Below are 17,271 nucleotides of genomic sequence, written 5' to 3' on the forward strand. Positions count from 1 at the left end.
TGAGACGGGCGCGACATGTCGCGCCCGTCTGTTGTTTTTCAGCTTTCCAGCGCAGCAAGGATCGCATCTGGGGTGATCGGCAAATGCCGAACCCGTGCGCCCGTCGCGTTGAAGATCGCATTGGCGATGGCGGGCGCGATGACCGTGGTGCCCGGCTCGCCAAGACCCACGGGCGCTTCCGTGCTCTCGACAAAAGCCACTTCGACATCTGGCACATCGACCATCCGCAGCGGCGTGTAGGAGCCGAGGTTAAGGTCGACAACATTGCCGTTTTCGATCCGTGTGCCTTCGTGCAGCGCCATGGAAAGGCCCCAAAGCGCCGCGCCAACGCATTGCGCGTGCGCCCCGTCGGGGTCGACAACCGTGCCGCAATCGAACGCGAGCCACATCTTCTGCACAGCCACCTCACCCGTCTCGGCATCCACCGCCAGCTTGACGGCGGCAGCGGTCCACGTCGGCATGCTGCGCGATTGGCCAAAGGTCGTGGCGATGCCGATTGCGGTGCCCTCGGGCAGGTCGGTCTTGCCATAGCCCGACATCTCTGCCACGCGCTGCAGAACGGTCGCTTGGCGCGATGCGCCGCCGACCGCGTTGGGCGCAGAGCCTGCGTTGATGCCTTCGGCCTTCAGGTGATCCAAACGGAACTGCAACGGATCGGCACCGACCTTATGCGCGGCTTCATCCATGAAGCTTTCCACGGCAAAGTTCGTCCAGCCCGGCCCGACCGAGCGCAGCCAACCGGGGCGGAAGGTCGCGTTTGCCAAATCGTTCGAGATCGCCCGCACGCGGTGCGCGCCGACGCTGTACCAGTGATCGGCACCGTCGATTGCAAAGGGATCGTAAGGCTCTTCGTTGACACCTTTCGGCATGAAGCCCGGTGCCATCACCTGCGTTGGCCAACCGGCGGCGGCGTGGTGTTCCATCCCCGTGACGGCCTTTGCATCATCAAACGCCATGCGCAGCTTCTGCACCGAAGGTGACCGGATGCTGTCGAACTGGGCGTCTTCCTCGCGGGAGAAGACCAGCTTCACCGGCTTGCCGACAGCTTTGGACGCCAGCGCGGCAGGCACGATGTAGTCGCCATTCAAACGACGGCCAAAGCCACCGCCCAGCATATAGCTGCGCATCACGATCTTATCGGCAGGCACCTCAAGCGCCGTGGACAGCGTCGGCAGGATCAGCGATTGCCACTGGTTGCCCGCATGGGTTTCCCAAATGCCGTCAGCGTTTTGGAAGACGGTCGCGTTCACCGGCTCCATCTGGAAGTGCAGCACGGATTGCGTGGTGTACTCGGCCTCCAGCGTCTCGGCAGCGGCGTCGAAAACGGCGCTGGTCTCGGGCTGTTCGGTGTGCAGGATCGACCCGGCGTCGCTTGCGATCAACTCGCGCGAACGGGCTTGGATGTCATCCTCTGACACATTTGCCGTCTCGCCTGCGGTCCAATCGACGCTGATCTCATAGGTGGCCATCCGCGCGGCGTGGAGCGTTTTGCCCAACACCACAACCCAGCCCGGCACGGTGCCCGACGGGTCATCCAGCACCACGGTTTCAAGATAGCCTTTGACCTCTTTCGCGGCGCTGTCATCGACTGAATTAACCTTGGAGCCATAGCGCGTCGGCGGCAGCATCGGAACGCCGTAGACCATGCCGTCGACCTTGGCATCCAGACCATAGATCGCCTGACCGGTCGTCTTGGTATCCAGATCAAGCGGATGTACATCCTGACCCACGAGCCGCAGATCGGCATGGGGTTTCAGCGGCAGGGCTGCCAATTCATCTTCAGTAAAGCTCCGGTCGAGCCCTTCGGCCACCAGATCGCCATAGCTGATGCTTTGCGTGCCATCGGTCACGGCACCGTCGCGCGCGGTCAGACCAGAGGCATCGACGCCCCATTTGGCCGCCGCCGCTTCGATTAGCGCAGTGCGCCCGGCAGCGCCGGCCTGACGGTAGACCGGCCAGCTTTGCCAGATCGACCAGCTGCCGCCGGTGACCATCAGGCCCCATTTCTCAGCCGTGTCGACATGGGTGATGTGCACATTCTCCCAAGCAACTTCCAACTCATCCGCCAGAATACGCGCGATGGCGGTGCCGACGTGCTGGCCCATTTCGGCGCGAATGATGTTGACGTTGACCTGACCATCGGCGTCGATCCAGTACCACATCGACGGCTCAAACGGCTGGCCGTTCGGAGTGATCGGCGTGCCATCTGGCACGGCGGGGTTCATCGCGGCGTTCGACGCTTGTGGGAAGCCAAAGGCAACGCCAGCGGCGGTCATGGACACCAAAAACCCACGGCGGGTCATTTGCGATTGATTGTCGGAGCCTTTCAGGCGGGACATCAGATTAGCCATTGTCGGAGCCTCCCATTGCGGTGGCGGCGTCGCGCACGGCTTGACGGATACGGGGATAGGTCATGCAACGGCAAAGGTTGCCGGTCATCACCGCGTCGATGTCTTCGTCACTGGGGTTGGGCGTGTCTTGCAACAGCGATGCTGCCTGCATGATCTGACCCGACTGGCAGTAGCCGCATTGCGGCACGCGCAGGTTGCGCCATGCTTCTTGAACGGGGTGCTTGCCCTCTTCGTCCAGCCCTTCGATGGTGGTGACCGACAGGCCCTCTACATCCGCCAGATAGGTGATGCAGGACCGTGTGGCGGTGCCGTCGATATGCACGGTACAAGCGCCGCAGGCCCCGATGCCGCAGCCAAACTTGGTGCCGGTGAGGCCGATTTCGTCGCGGATCGCCCACAACAGGGGCATGTCCGGGTCTGCGTCGACAGAGATCTGCCGCCCGTTCAATTCGAATTTTATCATGAAGTTGTTGTCCCTTGGGGTATGCTTTGCCTGAGGGGAGCGCGCGTATAGCTGCCCTGACGTTAGGGGCTGTACATAGGTCTAATGCCCGGCAATGACAGCCGCAGACTGCCCCGATCACATAATTGTCAGACCGGGCGACCGCGCGCAGTTCCCGGCCTTAGGGCAGTTCCTGCGCGCGTTTTAGACGTGCTGCCCGCCATTGATCTCAATCTCGGTCCCCGAGACATAAGAGCTTTCTTCGCTGCATAGAAAATAGATCGCCCGCGCGACTTCATCGGGTTGGCCAAGGCGGCGCATGGGGATGCCGCTCACGATCTTATCGGTGCCTTCGCTGAGGATCGCGGTTTCCACCTCGCCCGGTGCGATTGCATTGACCCGAACGCCGAGCGGGCCGAAGTCATGGGCCATCTCACGGGTCAGCGCGGCAAGCGCCGCCTTTGACGTGGCATAGGCCGCCCCGGCGAATGGATGCACCCGGTACCCGGCGATTGAGGTCACATTCACCACCGACCCGCGCCCGGCGGACAGTTCATCCTGAAGCCCGCGCGCCAGCACCACTGAGGCGAAGAAATTTACATGAAACACCTGCCCCCACGTCCGCAAATCGGTGTCGAGTGTGCTAAGCCTTGCCCCGCCCTCACCCTTTGGCGAAATGCCTGCATTGTTGACCAGCGCATGTAAGGGGTTCCCGTTCAACAGCCGCTTGACCTGTGCGACGGCCTCTATGGTCTGGTTCGGGTCGCTAAGATCAACCTGCACATGATCCTGTGCCCCACCGGGCCAAGGGCATTCGGGCGAGAACGCCTGCCGGGAACAGCCGATCACCCGCCAGCCCTTGCCCGCGAAAGCCTTGGCCGTGGCATGGCCGATGCCCCGGCTTGCCCCGGTCAGAAGCAGCGTCTTTTGGTCGTGAACCGCAGTATCCATCGCTTGATCCATATCTGGCGCAATGCCTGAAAAAGCGCCCTAGTCCGCAGCGGCCAGAGCGCGTTCGTAGTCCTGCCCCGGAATAGCGTCGAGCAGGCTGCGCGTATAGGCGGTATCGGGATCGTGCAGCACTTTGCCAACCGGCCCCGCTTCGACGATCTGGCCCTTTTGCATGACGATGATCCGGTCACAAATCCGCGCCGCGACGCGCAGGTCGTGGGTGATGAAAAGCATCGACAGGTTAAGCCGGGTCTTCAACTCCGCCAGCAGATCAAGCACCTGCGCCTGAATAGACACGTCGAGCGCCGAGACGGCCTCATCCGCGATAATGATCGACGGCTCCAGCGCCAGCGCACGGGCAATGCCGATCCGCTGCCGTTGCCCGCCGGAGAACTCGTGCGGGAACCGTTTCATCGCGCTTTCGTCCAGCCCAACTAGTTCCAGCAGTTCACGCGCTTTGGCCTTCGCCTCTTTATCCGGCGTGCCATAGGCGATTAGCCCCTCGGTGAGGATGCGGGACACGCGGGCGCGGGGGTTGAGTGACGAAAACGGGTCTTGGAAAATCATTTGCAACTTGCGCCTCTGCGCGCGCAGTTCCGCGCCTGACATATCCGCGATATCGACGCCGTCCATCAACACCCTGCCGCCATCAGGATCGAGCAGACGCACCAGACAGCGCCCGACGGTGGATTTGCCCGACCCGGACTCTCCGACGATGCCAATCGTCTCGCCTGCGTAGAGGTCAAAGCTCACGTCCTGCACGGCCTTCACCACGCGGCGCTTGCCGAAGAGCGTGCCAGAGCCGGTCGAAAAGGTCTTTTGCAACCCTTCGACTTTTAGCAATGCGGTGCGGTCGATTAGCTCAGGTGCCTCGCTCTGGGTCAGCCGGGGGATCGCGTCGATCAGGGCGCGGGTATAGGGGTGCTGGGGCTTCAACAGCACCTCTTGCGCCGGGCCAGACTCAACGATCTCACCCTTTTTCATGACGATGACTCGGTCGGCGATATCGGCCACCACGCCAAAGTCATGGGTGATAAAGATCACTGCCATACCGCGCTTGCGGCGCAGGTCTTCGATGAGTTTGAGGATCTGCGCCTGTGTGGTCACATCGAGCGCCGTGGTCGGCTCATCCGCAATCAGGATGTCAGGCTCGAGCGCCAAGGCCATCGCAATCATGACCCTTTGTCGCTGCCCGCCCGACAGTTGGAAAGGATAGGCCCGGATCGCCGCTTGGGGGTCGGGGATACCCACCTCTTCCAAAAGCTTCAGCGCACGGGCACGGCGTTCGGCCTTGGCAAGCGCGCCATGTGCCTCAAACACCTCAGCGATCTGCGCGCCGACACGCATCAGCGGGTTCAGCGCGCTGAGGGGTTCTTGAAAGATCATCGAAATGCGGCTGCCACGCAGGCTCAGCATCTCTTTCTCAGACAGGCCAAGGATCGATTGCCCGTCAAAGGTGATGCTGCCCTTGTCGGGCACAACCCCCTGCGGCAGCAGCCCCATCACCGCATTGGCCGACATGGATTTGCCAGACCCGCTTTCGCCGACAATGCAGAGGATCTCTCCCGGTGCGAGGTCGAAGTTGATGTCCTTCGCGGCATAGAGCCGATCCGCCCCCATGGGCAAAGCGATAGACAGATCACGGATGCGAAGCAGGGTCATTCGGATTTCCTCGTCAATCGCGGGTTCAGCGCGTCATTCAGGCCTTCACCGATCAGGTTCAGCGCCAGCACGGTCAGAAGGATCGCCATGCCCGGCAGGAAGGACAGCCACCATGCCGTGCGGATCACGGTGCGTGCAGCCCCGATCATATAGCCCCAAGACATGATGTTCGGATCGCCCAGCCCCAGAAAGGACAGCGAGCTTTCGAGCAAGATCGCCTGCGCCACCATGAGCGAGGCCAGCACGATAATCGGCGGCAGCGCGTTGGGCAGGATGTGGCGGGTGATGATCTGAAGGTTGCCGAGGCCGGACAGGCTCGCCGCTTCGACAAACTCGCGGGTCCTGAGCGACAGCACTTCGCCGCGCACCAAACGCGCCACCGGGGGCCATGACACGATGGAGATCGCGATGATCACAAAGGTCAGACTGGGCTGGAAAATCGCCAAGAGCACGATCGCCAGCGCAAAGCTGGGGATGGTCTGAAAGAACTCGGTAAACCGCATGAGCGCGTCGTCAATCCGCCCCGCAAAATACCCCGCCGCGGCCCCCACCGGCACGCCGATGGACAACGCCACGATGGTCGAGACCAGCCCAACCAGCAGGCTCACATAAGCCCCATGTGCCAGCCCTGCCAGCACATTGCGGCCAAGCGCATCGGTGCCCAGCATCAGCCCCTCTTGGGTAAATGGCGGCAGGAAGGGGCGCTGCACCATTTTCCACGGGCTTTGCGGGAAGAGGATGGGCGCAAGGATGGCAGCGGCGATGACGAAGGTCAGAATGACCAGACCGATCACCGCACCACGGTTATAGCTGAAACGTTTCCAAAAGCTCATCATGTTGTCAGCCTTATCCGCGGATCAACAATGACATAGATGACATCCGTGATCAGGTTGAACAGCAGCACCATGGCCGCCGAGATGTAAAAGACCCCGAGGATCACGTTGTAATCCCGCTGGTTGATCGCCTCGAACATCAGCCGCCCAATGCCGGGCCATGCGAAAACGGTCTCGGTCAGGATCGCCCCGCCAAAGATCTGCCCCGCCTGAAGCCCCGCAAGCGTAATGACTGGCAAAAGCGCATTGCGCAGGATATGCCGCCGTTGGATCACGCCGCGGGTCAACCCTTTGGCGCGGGCAGTTTTGACGAAATCGAGCCGCGAAACTTCCAGCATCGAGGCCCGCGTCATGCGCATATAAATTGCGGTGAAGAACAGGCCCAAGGTACTGGCCGGAAGGACGAGGTGCTTGGCCACGTCGAGCACATGGGCAAACCCCGTATAACCCGCGCCGATGGTGGAATAGCCAAAGCCCGGCAACCATTCGAGCCAGACGGAGAAGACCAGCGTCGCCATCAGCGCCACCCAGAACAGCGGCGTGGCATAAAACAGCAGCGCGAAGGTGGAGATAATCGTGTCACCCCACCGCCCCTGCCGGGCGGATGCCGCGACACCGGCGGTCACGCCCAGCACCAGCGACAGCACAAAGGCCACGCCGGTCAGCAAAAGTGTCGCTGGCAGGCGGTCGCCGATCATCTCGGCCACTGGCATCTGCTGGCGGAAGGAATAGCCCAGATCAAGCTGCACCGCGCCTTTGATGTAGAGCCAAAGCTGCATGTAGAGCGGCTGGTCCAGCCCGAAACGCGCCCGCAGGTCTGCAAGAAATTTCTCATCCGCTGCCCCGGCTTCGCCCGCCATGACCGCCGCAGGGTCACCCGGTGCCGCATGGATCAGCAGGAAATTGAAGACAAGGATCGCCAGCAGGATAAACACTGCCTTGATCAACCTGCCCAATATGAAACGTATCACGCTATCCGCCCCGTTCTTGTTCTAAAGTGAGCCCAAGCCGCCGAAACGGCTCGGACCTTGAGCGTTGTCGCTCTTTTTATTTGTCGATCCACACGTCACGGAAACCGTCGTTCACACCAAAGGCAGTGTTGACGGGGTTTTTGATGTCACAGCGGTAGATCGTGGGGAAACCCAGTTCCAAGAGCCAAATGTTCGGCACGTCCTCGACGATTTTGTCTTGGATTTCCTTATAGGCGGCCTTGCGCTCTTCGGGGCTGGCCATCAGTGCCGCTTCGGCGAACAGCTTGTCCGTTTCGGCATTTTGATAGTTTGCCACGTTGTTCCAAGGCGAACCGGGAGCGGCATTGTCGCCCATATAGGTCCGCGAAACGCCGAGCGCCGGATCGCCGTATTGGTAGAGGTAGGTAAAGGCGAGATCAAAGTCGCGGTCTGCGACCTTCTGGTTCCAACCCGCCACGTCCGACGGCACGATCTCGGTCGTCATGCCGATCTCGCTCAGGTTTTGTTTGACGGCCTCGGCCCAGCGCTGCCAAGTCTCACCGTAAGGCAAACCCAGAATGCGGATGGTTTCGCCATCATAGCTGCTTTCTTCGAGCAGGGTTTTGGCCTTTTCCGGATCATAGGAGATATCCGGCGTATCGCCGTCATAAAAGCGGGTGGAGGATGACAGCGGCCCGGTCGAAACCTTGCCCAGACCATTCCAAAGCGCGTCCTTGGCGAATTGACGGTCGACGCCATGCATGATCGCCTTGCGCACTTTCACATCATCAAGCGGCTTGTTGTCGTTGTTCACCCACATCCAAGACAGCGGGCCGAAGTATTCCCAGCCCTTGTCAGTGATGCAGGTGTTGTCCATCGCCTGAATGCGCGCCACGTCGAAGTTCTCGACCGAGCCGCCGGGCAGCACGTCGACCTTGCCGGTCTCATAGGCCACCGCGCGCGACGCCGCATCGGGGATCACGTGGTAATAGACTTCGTCGACGTAGGGCTTGCCCTCCATGTAGTAGTCTTCGTTCTTCACCAGATGGATGAAGCTGCCTTTCTCCCATTTGTCGAACTTGAAGGGGCCGGTGCCGATAGGCGTGTTGTTCGCTTCATTGTTTGCGAAATCCGTGCCTTCGTAGATGTGTTTTGGGATCATCGGCGCGGTGCCCGGCTCAAAGATGCCGATGAAGGGGCCGAAGGGCTGCTTCAAGTTGAAGACAACCGTATATTCATCCGGCGTCTCGATGCTCTCGACATGCTCCATATAGGTCCGCATCCGCGAGTGGCTCTCGCGCAGAAACTTATCCATGGAGAATTCGACATCTGCCGAGGTGAAAGGCTCTCCGTCATGGAACACTACGCCTTCGCGCAGTTTGAAGGTATAGGTCTTGCCGTCCTCTGAAATCTCCCAAGATTCCGCCAATTGGCCTTCGGGCTTCAGATCGAAGTCATAGCGCAGCAGGCTTTCATAAATATCGCCGCCAACCATCTGCGTCGGGCCGTTCTGCACAAGGCCGATCATCAGGCTGGGCGGTTCGGGCTGGATCACGACGTTCAACGTGCCGCCGGATTTCGGCTCGCCATCCTGCGCGGCCAGTGGTCCAGCCAGTGCCAGCGCCAGAACGGCTGCGGTTAATTTGGTAGTGTTAAGCATTTCAATCCCCATTGGTTGTGTTGAATCTTGGCCCTTTGAAAGCGTCCGATCTGAGGTCGGCTTCTTGCAGTCAATTGGGACAAGGCCGCGCGGTGCGCAGGACTTGGAAAACTCATTCACCTATGGTGAACGATTCGATGTATCTGATGATCCCCTCCTTTGCGTCATCTATGTCGGCGCGCATTTCCGCAGCGGCGGCAGCGGGGTCGCGTTTCTCACAGGCTGCAATGATCGCCTGATGATGTCGAACCAGCCCCAGCTTCTCGCGCCCGTAGTATCCGGCAATCAGCGGCCCCATACGCAGCCACAGCCCGCTGAGAATGGCCAGAAGGATCGGCATTTCCGCCGCCTCTACCAGCGCGAAGTGGAATTCCTGATTGTATTTCACCGCCTGCGGCCAGCGCCCGGCCACGGCTGCGGCTTCATTCCTCTCCACGATCCTTTTAAGGTGGCGGATCTCCTTGGGGCCCACCATCTCAGCAGCGCGGCCTGCGGCGAAACCCTCTAACTCGCGCCGGATGCTTGCGATTTCGAGGTACTGCGCCGTGGTCAGCACCGGCACGCGCACATCGCGCATGCTGCGCTGGACCAAAGCCTCGTCCCGCAAAAGCCGCTGCACCGCGTCGCGTACCGGGGTCGAACTGGTGCCCAACCGCTCAGCCAACCCGCGAATGGTGACCTTTTCATTCGGGCGCAGCTTGCCTTCTACCAAGTCCTGACAGACCCGATCATAGATCGCATCGCCCAATGAAACTTGACTGATCTCGGCCATCGCGCCCTCGTCCTTACCGACCGAACCATGGCCAGTTTTGATGCATGATGCATCATTTCTATTGAGCCTGCAAATTAAAACTGCAATGCTCTGCCGCAACGACATCAGACCACAGGGAATGTGATGAAAGTCTTTTTCGATGAACGCCAGCTTGGCCACGCGCCGACCCATTACTTTCGGCGGGGCGCGGCCATGCCGCATCAAGAACAGCCGCAACGTGCTGAAATTTTACGCGATATGTTAATCGGCGAAGGGTTTGAGATCACCAGGCCCCAAGATCACGGGCTGGCGCCGATCAAGGCGGTGCACAACCCCGATTACGTGGATTTCCTGCCCGACGCCCATGCCCGTTTCGTCGAAAGTGCGGGCCCCGATGCGCTGGCGATTCCCACGATGCATCCGGGCGTGCGCCGCGGAAAAGAACCCAAGGACATTCACGGCCAGTTGGGCTGGTGGATGACGGACACCTCAACCCCGCTGACCGAAGGCTCATGGGATGCGGCCTATTGGTCTGCGCAAACCGCAGTGGAAACCGCCGAGGCCGTCGCTGGCGGCGATCGTGCGGCCTATGCGCTTTGTCGTCCGCCCGGCCACCACGCGATGCGCGATTGCTCAAACGGGTTTTGCTTTTTCAACAACGCCTGCATCGCCGCGCATCACCTGACCCAGACCTACAAGAAGGTCGCTTTGATCGACATTGATGTGCACACCGGCAATGGCTCGCTCGACATCCTCTATGAACGCGGCGACATCTTCTTCTGCTCGCTGCATCCCGATCCGGCCACCTACCCCACCTTCTATCTCGGCCATGACGATGAAACGGGCGAAGGCGACGGTGCGGGTAAATCGCTGAACCTGCTGCTGGAACAGGGGGCAAGCCAAGATGACGTGCTGGCCTTGCTCGACAAAGGCATCGCCGCAATCCGTGACTTTGGGGCCGAGGCGCTGGTGATCTCACTGGGCTTTGACATGGCCGCCGATGATCCGCTGGCCGCCGTAAACGTCTACCCCGATGGCTTTGCCGAAATGGCGCGGCGCTTGGCGGCGCTGAACCTTCCCACGGCATTGATCCAAGAGGGCGGCTACCTCGGCCCGTCGCTGGCCGACAACGCCAAAGCTTTTCTCACGACATTCCGCGAGGCCACAGCATGAGCGCGACACCCAAAGAGATGAACGGCGCCGAAAGCGTTGTCCGCAGCCTGCACGCGGGCGGTGTGGAGGTTTGTTTCGCCAACCCCGGCACCTCCGAGATGCAATTCGTCGACGCGCTGGACCGCACCAAGCTGATGCGTTGCGTCTTGGGCCTGTTCGAAGGCGTGGTGACGGGGGCCGCCGATGGCTATGCGCGCATGGCGGGCAAACCAGCGGTGACCCTGCTGCACCTCGCGCCCGGCTTTGCCAACGCCGCCGCCAATCTGCACAACGCCCGCAAGGCGCGGGTGCCGATGGTGAACCTTGTGGGCGATCACGCGCTGCGGCACCAAAAATACGACGCCCCCCTCTCGGCAGATGTCGAAGGCGCTTGCGCGCCCTTCAGCGATTGGGTGCGTTCGGGCCGTGATGCGGGCAGCTTTGCGGCGGATGCGATGACCGCCCTCGCCGTGGCGCAAAGCAAGCCCGGCAAGGTCGCCACACTGATCGCCCCTGCGGATATCGGCTGGGATGCGGGCGGCAAAATGGCCGAGGCCGTGGCCCCCGCCGCCCCTGCTCCGCTGGATGAACACGCGCTAGATGCCGCGATCAAGGCTTTGGAGAGCGGTGAGAAAACCGTTCTACTCGTCGGCAGCGCGGTGCTGGAAAGCCAAGAAGCAATGGCGCTGTTGCACGGCATTGCAAACAAGACCGGGGCCGATATCCTCGCGCCCACCTCGAACCGCCGAATGGAGCGCGGACAGGGCCGCTTTGCGATCAACAAAGTCCCCTATCCGATCAACGCGGCCCTTGAATGCCTTGCTCCCTACAGCCGCGCAATCCTGATCGAGACCCCGCCCCCCGTCGCCTTCTTTGCCTATCCCGGCAAGCCGAGCCTGCTGCTGCCGGTCGATTGCCATACCGTCACATTGGCGGCGGTTGATGGTAACGGGTCTGAGGCCATTGCCGCACTGGCGGATCGGATCGGTGCCAAACCCGCCACGCCGCCCCAGCACGACAGGCCCGCCCCACCGCAGGCAGGCGGCATCAGCTTGCAAAACCTCGGCGCGGCCTTGGCGAACGCGCTGCCCGAAGATGCGATTGTGGTGGATGAAGCCGTATCCTCTGGCGGGGCCACCTTCCCCGCAGGCGACAGCGCCGCGCCAAACTCTTGGCTGGCCATCACCGGCGGGTCGATCGGCATCGGCATCCCCCTCTCTGCCGGAGCGGCCATCGCCTGCCCCGACCGTCCGGTCATCACGCTGCAAGCGGATGGATCGGCGATGTACACGATCCAAGGGCTTTGGACCCAAGCGCGCGAGAACTCCAACGTCACCACGATCATCCTCGCCAACCAGTCCTATGAGATCCTCAAGGGCGAGTTGCACAACGTCGGCGCCCAACCCGGCCCCGACGCGCTGAGCATGTTGAACCTTGACCGCCCCGAGTTGGACTTTGTGGCAATGGCCAAAGGTATGGGCGTGCCGGGCAAACGGGTTGAGGACATTGCCGATCTGATGCGCGCCATCGAAGCCGCGGCGAAAGAACCCGGCCCCTTCCTCATCGAAGCGATGCTTTAACCCTCGAAAGGACACGACATGACCCTCGATCCTGATCTGAAATCCCGCATCCTTCAGGCCGTTGAAGACGGTTTCGCTGAGCAAGTGAGCTTTACCCAGCAACTCGTGCAAACCCCTTCCCAACGCAGCCATGAACATGCGATCCAAGACCTGCTGTTTCGCAGCTTGCAGAGCCGTGGCTATGCGATGGACCGCTTCAAAATGGACCGCGCCGCGATTGAGGCGCATCCCGGTGGCTCGAAATATTCCGACCAACACTCCGACGCGCCCATCGTCGTCGGCATCCACCGTCCGCGCGATGAGGTTGGCCGGTCGCTGATCCTACAATCACATCTCGATGTGGTCCCCGAAGGGCTGCACGACATGTGGGATGATCCGCCCCTGTCGGCCAAGATCGACGGCGACTGGATGTATGGCCGGGGCGCGGGCGATATGAAGGCGGGGGCAGCGGCGAATATCTTTGCGCTCGACGCGCTGCGCCGCATCGGGCTGCAACCGGCAGCGACCGTCTATGTGCAATCTGTGGTGGAGGAAGAATCCACTGGCAACGGCGCGCTCCAAACCTTCCTACAAGGCTACACCGCCGATGCGGTCTTCATCCCCGAACCCGAAGAAGAGATGCTGGTCCGCGCCAACACCGGTGTCATTTGGTTTCAGGTACAAGTACGCGGCGTGCCCGTCCATGTGCGCGAAATGGGCGAAGGGGCCAATGCGATTGACGCGGCCACCCGCGTCATCACCGCCTTGCGCGAGATGGAGGAAGACTGGAACGCCGAGAAAGGCGACCACCCGCATTTTGAAGACGAAGCCCATCCCATTAACCTCAACATCGGCAAGATCGAAGGCGGTGATTGGGCGTCTTCGGTGCCGTCATGGTGTAACATCGATTGCCGCGTTTCCATCTACCCGGGCCGCAGCGCCGAGGATGCCGCGCGGGAGATCACAGAGCGGGTCAAGGCCTTCGCCCAAAGCGACAACTTCCTGTCGAACAACCCGCCCAGGGTGGTCTTCAACGGCTTTCACGCCGAAGGCTATGTGCTGGAGCCCGGCAGCGATGCCGAAGCCGTGCTGGAACGCGCCCATGAAGAGGCCATCGGCGCGCCGCTTCAATCCTTCATGACGGCGGGCTATCTCGATACGCGGGTCTATGCGCTTTACAACAAAATCCCGGCGCTCTGCTACGGGCCAAAATCGCGCAACATCCATGGGATCAATGAATCCGTCAGTCTCAGTTCGGTGAAAAGGATCACGCAGGCCATGGCGCTCTTTATCGCGGAATGGTGCGGGACCGAGGATATCGCCCCATGACCGAGGTCGGGATCACGCCTCAGGGAGGCCTGCCCCCCTTCCTCAGCGGGGTGCTGGTCGAAGAGAGCGGCAAAAAGACCGATCTTCTGGCGCAAGACCCGCCCGCTTTTGACGCGGCACTTGCGGCTGAAGTCGCCTTGCAACGCTATGGTATCTCGGGTGAGATCAAGCCACTGGCGGCGGAAAAGGATGCAAATTTCCTGATCACCCTGCTCACGGGGCAAAAGGCGTTGCTGAAGATCACCAATGCCGCCGAAGAGCGTGCTGTAACCGATATGCAGACTGCCGCGTTGATGCATCTGGCCGCCGCCGACCCCGACCTCCCCGTGCAGCGCATCTGCGCCAGCCTCAGCGGCAAAGCAGCCGAGGTTGCCACCGCCGCCGATGGTCAGTCCCATGTCGTGCGCCTGATGACCTTCCTTGGCGGCACCGTCCTCAGCAATGCCACGCCCCGGCCCGGCCTTCACCGCGCTTTGGGGGATTTTCATGCGCGGGTGGCACTGGGGCTGCGCGGTTTTTTCCATCCGGCGGGGGGGCATTTCCTGCAATGGGACATCAAACAGGCGGGCCATCTGCGCCCCCTGCTGACGGATGTGCAGGATGCCGCATTGCGTGCCGAACTGGAGCGTATCCTTGATCACTTTGATGCAGAAGTCGCGCCTCAATTGCCGCATCTGCGGGCACAGGTCGTACATAACGATTTTAATCCGCATAATATTCTGGTCGATGGGCAGGAGGCGCAGCATCCCGTCGGGCTGATTGATTTCGGCGACATGGTGCATACGCCGCTGGCCTGCGATCTGGCGGTGGCCTGTTCCTATCAGCTCGGCCAAGGCGCGGACCCGCTGCAAGATGTTTGCGAGATGGTCACAGGCTTTGCCAAACGCCTGCCGCTTGAGCCGGATGAAATAGCGCTTCTGCCAAGCCTGATCCGGCTGCGCCATGCCACCACCTTGGCGATCGGCGCCTCACGCGCGCGGCGCTATCCCGACAACGCCCCCTATATTCTGCGCAACGCCGCCGCCTCTCAGCGCGGGCTGGCTGCATTGGACCATGTCGGCGACATCGCCGCGATCAAAGCCCTACAGCATGCTGCGGGAACGGAGTGACCCCCATGACCATGATCAACGCCTATGACAGCGCCCAAGCCGATGCCCTGATGGCAGCCGACCGTGCGCTGATCGCGCGCCGCGCCAAGGCGCTCGGCCCAGCGTACCGGCTATTTTACGATCAACCACTGCACATCCAACGCAGCTCAGGGGTTTGGCTCTGGGATAAGGACGGACGCAAATACCTCGACGCCTATAACAACGTCGCCTCTGTCGGCCATTGCCACCCCCGCGTTGTCGAGGCCATCACCCGGCAATTGGGCGTTCTCAATACCCACACCCGCTATCTGCACGAAGACGTAGTGACCTATGCCGAACGGCTGCTAGCAACCATGCCCGAGGCGCTTGGCCATGTGATGTTCACCTGCACCGGGTCCGAGGCGAATGACATCGCCCTGCGCATTGCCCGCAGCTATACCCGGCGCGAAGGCGTGATCGTCACCCGGCTTGCCTACCACGGGCTGACCGAGGCTGTCGCGGAACTGTCTCCGTCCTTGGGTGACTTCACCCCGCGCAGCCCGCGCATCCGACTGATCGACGCGCCCGATACGCTGCGCATTCCGACAGCCGAGCAAGGTGCCAACCTTGCCGCCGATCTCGCCCAAGCGATTGCCGAGATGCGCGCCGATGGGATCGAGCCTGCGGCCTTCATCGTCGATACGATCTTTTCCAGCGACGGGCTGCACCCTGATCCGGCGGGGTTTCTGAAACCGGCGGTTGATCTGATCCGTGCCGAAGGCGGGCTTTTCATTGCCGACGAGGTACAACCCGGCTTTGCCCGCACCGGCGAGGCCTTCTGGGGTTTCCAGCGCCACGGGCTGGTCCCCGATATGGTGACCATGGGCAAACCTATGGGCAACGGCTTTCCCCTGTCAGGCACTGCGATGCGCCCGGAATTGGTGAAAGAGTTTGGCGAGAAGGCCCGCTATTTCAACACCTTTGGCGGCAATCCCGTGGCCGCCGCTGCTGGCATGGCGGTGCTTGATGTGATCGCGGATGAGGGCTTGCAGGCCAATGCCGCGAAGGTCGGTGACTTCCTCAAGGGCGGATTGCAGGACATCGCCACGCGCTATCCCGAAATCGGTCATGTGCGCGGCGCGGGGCTGTTTCTGGCGGTCGAATGCGTCACCTCGCGCGAGACCAACGCGCCCGACGCGGCCCGCGCCAAGTTCGTGGTCAACCACCTGCGTGAGAACGGTGTTTTGATCAGCGCCACCGGACCGGGCGCCAATGTGCTGAAAATCCGCCCGCCGCTTGTGCTGCAGCAGCCAGAGGCGCAGATGTTCCTTGATGCGGTCGAGGTGGCCTTTGCCGCAGCGGAGGCCAAGGGGTAGCGTCCGTCCTCCGAGCTCCTCCTATGCCTCGTGCAAAGCACGCCCACCTCCCGCGCAGGAGTTGGCCATTCAAGGTCCAACTGCAGCACCGAGGCAAGCAGCTGCTTGGTATCGGCATGTTGCGACGCGCCAAAGATGTGATTGTGTCCACCTTACTTGATGTTCCTGCCATCTTTCATCACGATCATCCTAAACACGCTTGCGTCTACTGTGGCCAAATTACGGGTAATAAATATAAGGGTCAGGTCTCATTCGGTTTGCAGCTTGACTAATGGCCGCAGTTTACCCTCGGCTGCGGGCTAATCCACAGCGCTAATCACATCGTTGCTGATGATAACCTCTGCTTTGGCGGACAGTGCACGGGCGATACCCACGCGTTGCTTTTAGCCACCGGAAAGCTCGCTGGATTTGCGATGCAAACCGCGCGCTAAAGATCACCCAAATCCATCAATTCGCCACCACATGCACGTAGCTTCCGCACTTTGTAGCCGGTACACTTCCGTAAGGGCCAGACTAAAACCCCACAAGAAAGAGTTTTGGGTTAAGTGATGCATCCGCCGACTGCTAGATCATTCGTACATTGCGCCACTTCGTCGCCGAGCGCCTAGCCAACTGCGGCTCTTTTAATGCGGGCCGTCGTTCTGGAAAACCGCCAATTAGAAGAAGCAGCAAGCACGCGATCACCCGCATGAAGGTGGATTGACCTGACCCGCTCTCCCTCAACCAAAGCCACGGTTTGGTTGCGCGGAAAGGTGAGGTTTAAATCGGCCAGTACTTTAGGCTCTGCATGCAATCGCGCCGAGCCATAATGCTGTCTAACGGCAGCGCGTTCTTGGCTGGCAAGCATTCGTTTGCAGTGGTTTACCCCGTTTCATTATCTTTGTTATGTGACGCGCCCGTGCTGCGGCCAGAAGTATAGATATCCAAGCAAAACGCGACAGAACTTTGTTGCGGATAGACATTTTTTAACAATTCCGTGAAATTAGCCGGCAGGACTGGGGGGGGTATAGTCCTTGATGCCTTCATACGGTTAATTTTGAAAAAGGATCGTATCCACTCTGCAGCCCTTGGCTTCCACTTCAATCTCTAGGTGGCGACCATCAGTCTCAGCCCAGAGAAGAACAAACCCACGAAAACTTCTAAAACCTCTTGATAGCTGCTTCCAAATACTACGTTTACTCTCTCAAC

The 17,271-nt window shown here is 60.9% G+C and carries 13 protein-coding genes; 5 read left to right on the forward strand and 8 right to left on the reverse strand.

The window, feature by feature from the left end:
* Positions 1-38: 38 nt before the first annotated feature.
* From K3759_RS13040 to K3759_RS13075, 8 genes are all read right to left on the reverse strand, one after another.
* Complete coding sequence (locus K3759_RS13040) at positions 39-2,339, reverse strand: xanthine dehydrogenase family protein molybdopterin-binding subunit (RefSeq protein WP_259982404.1); 2,301 nt, start codon at positions 2,337-2,339, stop codon at positions 39-41.
* Positions 2,340-2,343: 4 nt separating this feature from the next.
* A complete protein-coding gene (locus K3759_RS13045; RefSeq protein ID WP_067940853.1) occupies positions 2,344-2,814 on the reverse strand; it encodes a (2Fe-2S)-binding protein in 471 nt (156 codons plus the stop codon).
* A 183-nt stretch (positions 2,815-2,997) separates the two neighbouring features.
* Positions 2,998-3,756 carry an SDR family NAD(P)-dependent oxidoreductase gene (locus K3759_RS13050; RefSeq protein ID WP_259982406.1) on the reverse strand — a complete coding sequence of 253 codons (759 nt, stop codon included), beginning with the start codon at positions 3,754-3,756 and terminating at the stop codon, positions 2,998-3,000.
* Between the two features lie 27 nt (positions 3,757-3,783).
* On the reverse strand, positions 3,784-5,406 hold the full coding sequence (locus tag K3759_RS13055) for an ABC transporter ATP-binding protein (RefSeq protein ID WP_259982408.1): 1,623 nt from the start codon (positions 5,404-5,406) through the stop codon (positions 3,784-3,786).
* The gene (locus K3759_RS13060; protein WP_259982410.1) at positions 5,403-6,242 is read right to left on the reverse strand and encodes an ABC transporter permease; all 840 of its coding nucleotides are present in this window, start codon (positions 6,240-6,242) and stop codon (positions 5,403-5,405) included. The genes K3759_RS13055 and K3759_RS13060 overlap by 4 nt, the downstream gene beginning before the upstream one ends.
* Positions 6,239-7,210 (reverse strand): ABC transporter permease, encoded by a 972-nt coding sequence (locus K3759_RS13065; RefSeq protein ID WP_259982412.1) that lies wholly within the window; start codon positions 7,208-7,210, stop codon positions 6,239-6,241. Before K3759_RS13065 ends, K3759_RS13060 begins: the two co-directional genes overlap by 4 nt.
* Before the next feature lie 76 nt (positions 7,211-7,286).
* Positions 7,287-8,861 (reverse strand): ABC transporter substrate-binding protein, encoded by a 1,575-nt coding sequence (locus tag K3759_RS13070; protein ID WP_259982414.1) that lies wholly within the window; start codon positions 8,859-8,861, stop codon positions 7,287-7,289.
* A 100-nt stretch (positions 8,862-8,961) separates the two neighbouring features.
* Positions 8,962-9,621, reverse strand: coding sequence for a GntR family transcriptional regulator (locus K3759_RS13075; protein ID WP_259982416.1), 660 nt, complete (start codon positions 9,619-9,621; stop codon positions 8,962-8,964).
* Positions 9,622-9,744: 123 nt separating this feature from the next.
* On the opposite strand from K3759_RS13075, the gene K3759_RS13080 reads away from it, so the two are divergent.
* From K3759_RS13080 to K3759_RS13100, 5 genes are read left to right on the forward strand one after another with little or no spacing between them, the layout of a single operon-like run.
* Positions 9,745-10,773: a histone deacetylase family protein gene (locus K3759_RS13080; RefSeq protein ID WP_259982418.1), complete on the forward strand. Its 1,029-nt coding sequence runs from the start codon at positions 9,745-9,747 to the stop codon at positions 10,771-10,773.
* Entirely contained in the window at positions 10,770-12,332 is a 1,563-nt protein-coding gene (locus K3759_RS13085) for an acetolactate synthase large subunit (RefSeq protein ID WP_259982420.1), read from the forward strand. The genes K3759_RS13080 and K3759_RS13085 overlap by 4 nt, the downstream gene beginning before the upstream one ends.
* Before the next feature lie 18 nt (positions 12,333-12,350).
* Positions 12,351-13,640, forward strand: a complete 1,290-nt coding sequence (locus K3759_RS13090) for an ArgE/DapE family deacylase (RefSeq protein ID WP_259982422.1) — start codon at positions 12,351-12,353, stop codon at positions 13,638-13,640.
* Complete coding sequence (locus K3759_RS13095) at positions 13,637-14,749, forward strand: phosphotransferase (protein ID WP_259982423.1); 1,113 nt, start codon at positions 13,637-13,639, stop codon at positions 14,747-14,749. Before K3759_RS13090 ends, K3759_RS13095 begins: the two co-directional genes overlap by 4 nt.
* Positions 14,750-14,754: 5 nt before the next feature.
* The gene (locus K3759_RS13100; RefSeq protein ID WP_259982425.1) at positions 14,755-16,083 is read left to right on the forward strand and encodes an aspartate aminotransferase family protein; all 1,329 of its coding nucleotides are present in this window, start codon (positions 14,755-14,757) and stop codon (positions 16,081-16,083) included.
* Positions 16,084-17,271: the final 1,188 nt, after the last annotated feature.

Source organism: Sulfitobacter sp. W027, assembly GCF_025143985.1.
Classification (GTDB): Bacteria; Pseudomonadota; Alphaproteobacteria; order Rhodobacterales; family Rhodobacteraceae; genus Sulfitobacter.

Coding starts and splice junctions, on each gene's coding strand:
- K3759_RS13090 (WP_259982422.1), top strand. CDS start 12,351: ATGACCCTCGATCCTGATCTGAAATCCCGCATCCTTCAGGCCGTTGAA.
- K3759_RS13040 (WP_259982404.1), bottom strand. CDS start 2,339: ATGTCCCGCCTGAAAGGCTCCGACAATCAATCGCAAATGACCCGCCGT.
- K3759_RS13080 (WP_259982418.1), top strand. CDS start 9,745: ATGAAAGTCTTTTTCGATGAACGCCAGCTTGGCCACGCGCCGACCCAT.
- K3759_RS13045 (WP_067940853.1), bottom strand. CDS start 2,814: ATGATAAAATTCGAATTGAACGGGCGGCAGATCTCTGTCGACGCAGAC.
- K3759_RS13085 (WP_259982420.1), top strand. CDS start 10,770: ATGAGCGCGACACCCAAAGAGATGAACGGCGCCGAAAGCGTTGTCCGC.
- K3759_RS13070 (WP_259982414.1), bottom strand. CDS start 8,861: ATGGGGATTGAAATGCTTAACACTACCAAATTAACCGCAGCCGTTCTG.
- K3759_RS13055 (WP_259982408.1), bottom strand. CDS start 5,406: ATGACCCTGCTTCGCATCCGTGATCTGTCTATCGCTTTGCCCATGGGG.
- K3759_RS13095 (WP_259982423.1), top strand. CDS start 13,637: ATGACCGAGGTCGGGATCACGCCTCAGGGAGGCCTGCCCCCCTTCCTC.
- K3759_RS13060 (WP_259982410.1), bottom strand. CDS start 6,242: ATGATGAGCTTTTGGAAACGTTTCAGCTATAACCGTGGTGCGGTGATC.
- K3759_RS13075 (WP_259982416.1), bottom strand. CDS start 9,621: ATGGCCGAGATCAGTCAAGTTTCATTGGGCGATGCGATCTATGATCGG.
- K3759_RS13050 (WP_259982406.1), bottom strand. CDS start 3,756: ATGGATCAAGCGATGGATACTGCGGTTCACGACCAAAAGACGCTGCTT.
- K3759_RS13100 (WP_259982425.1), top strand. CDS start 14,755: ATGACCATGATCAACGCCTATGACAGCGCCCAAGCCGATGCCCTGATG.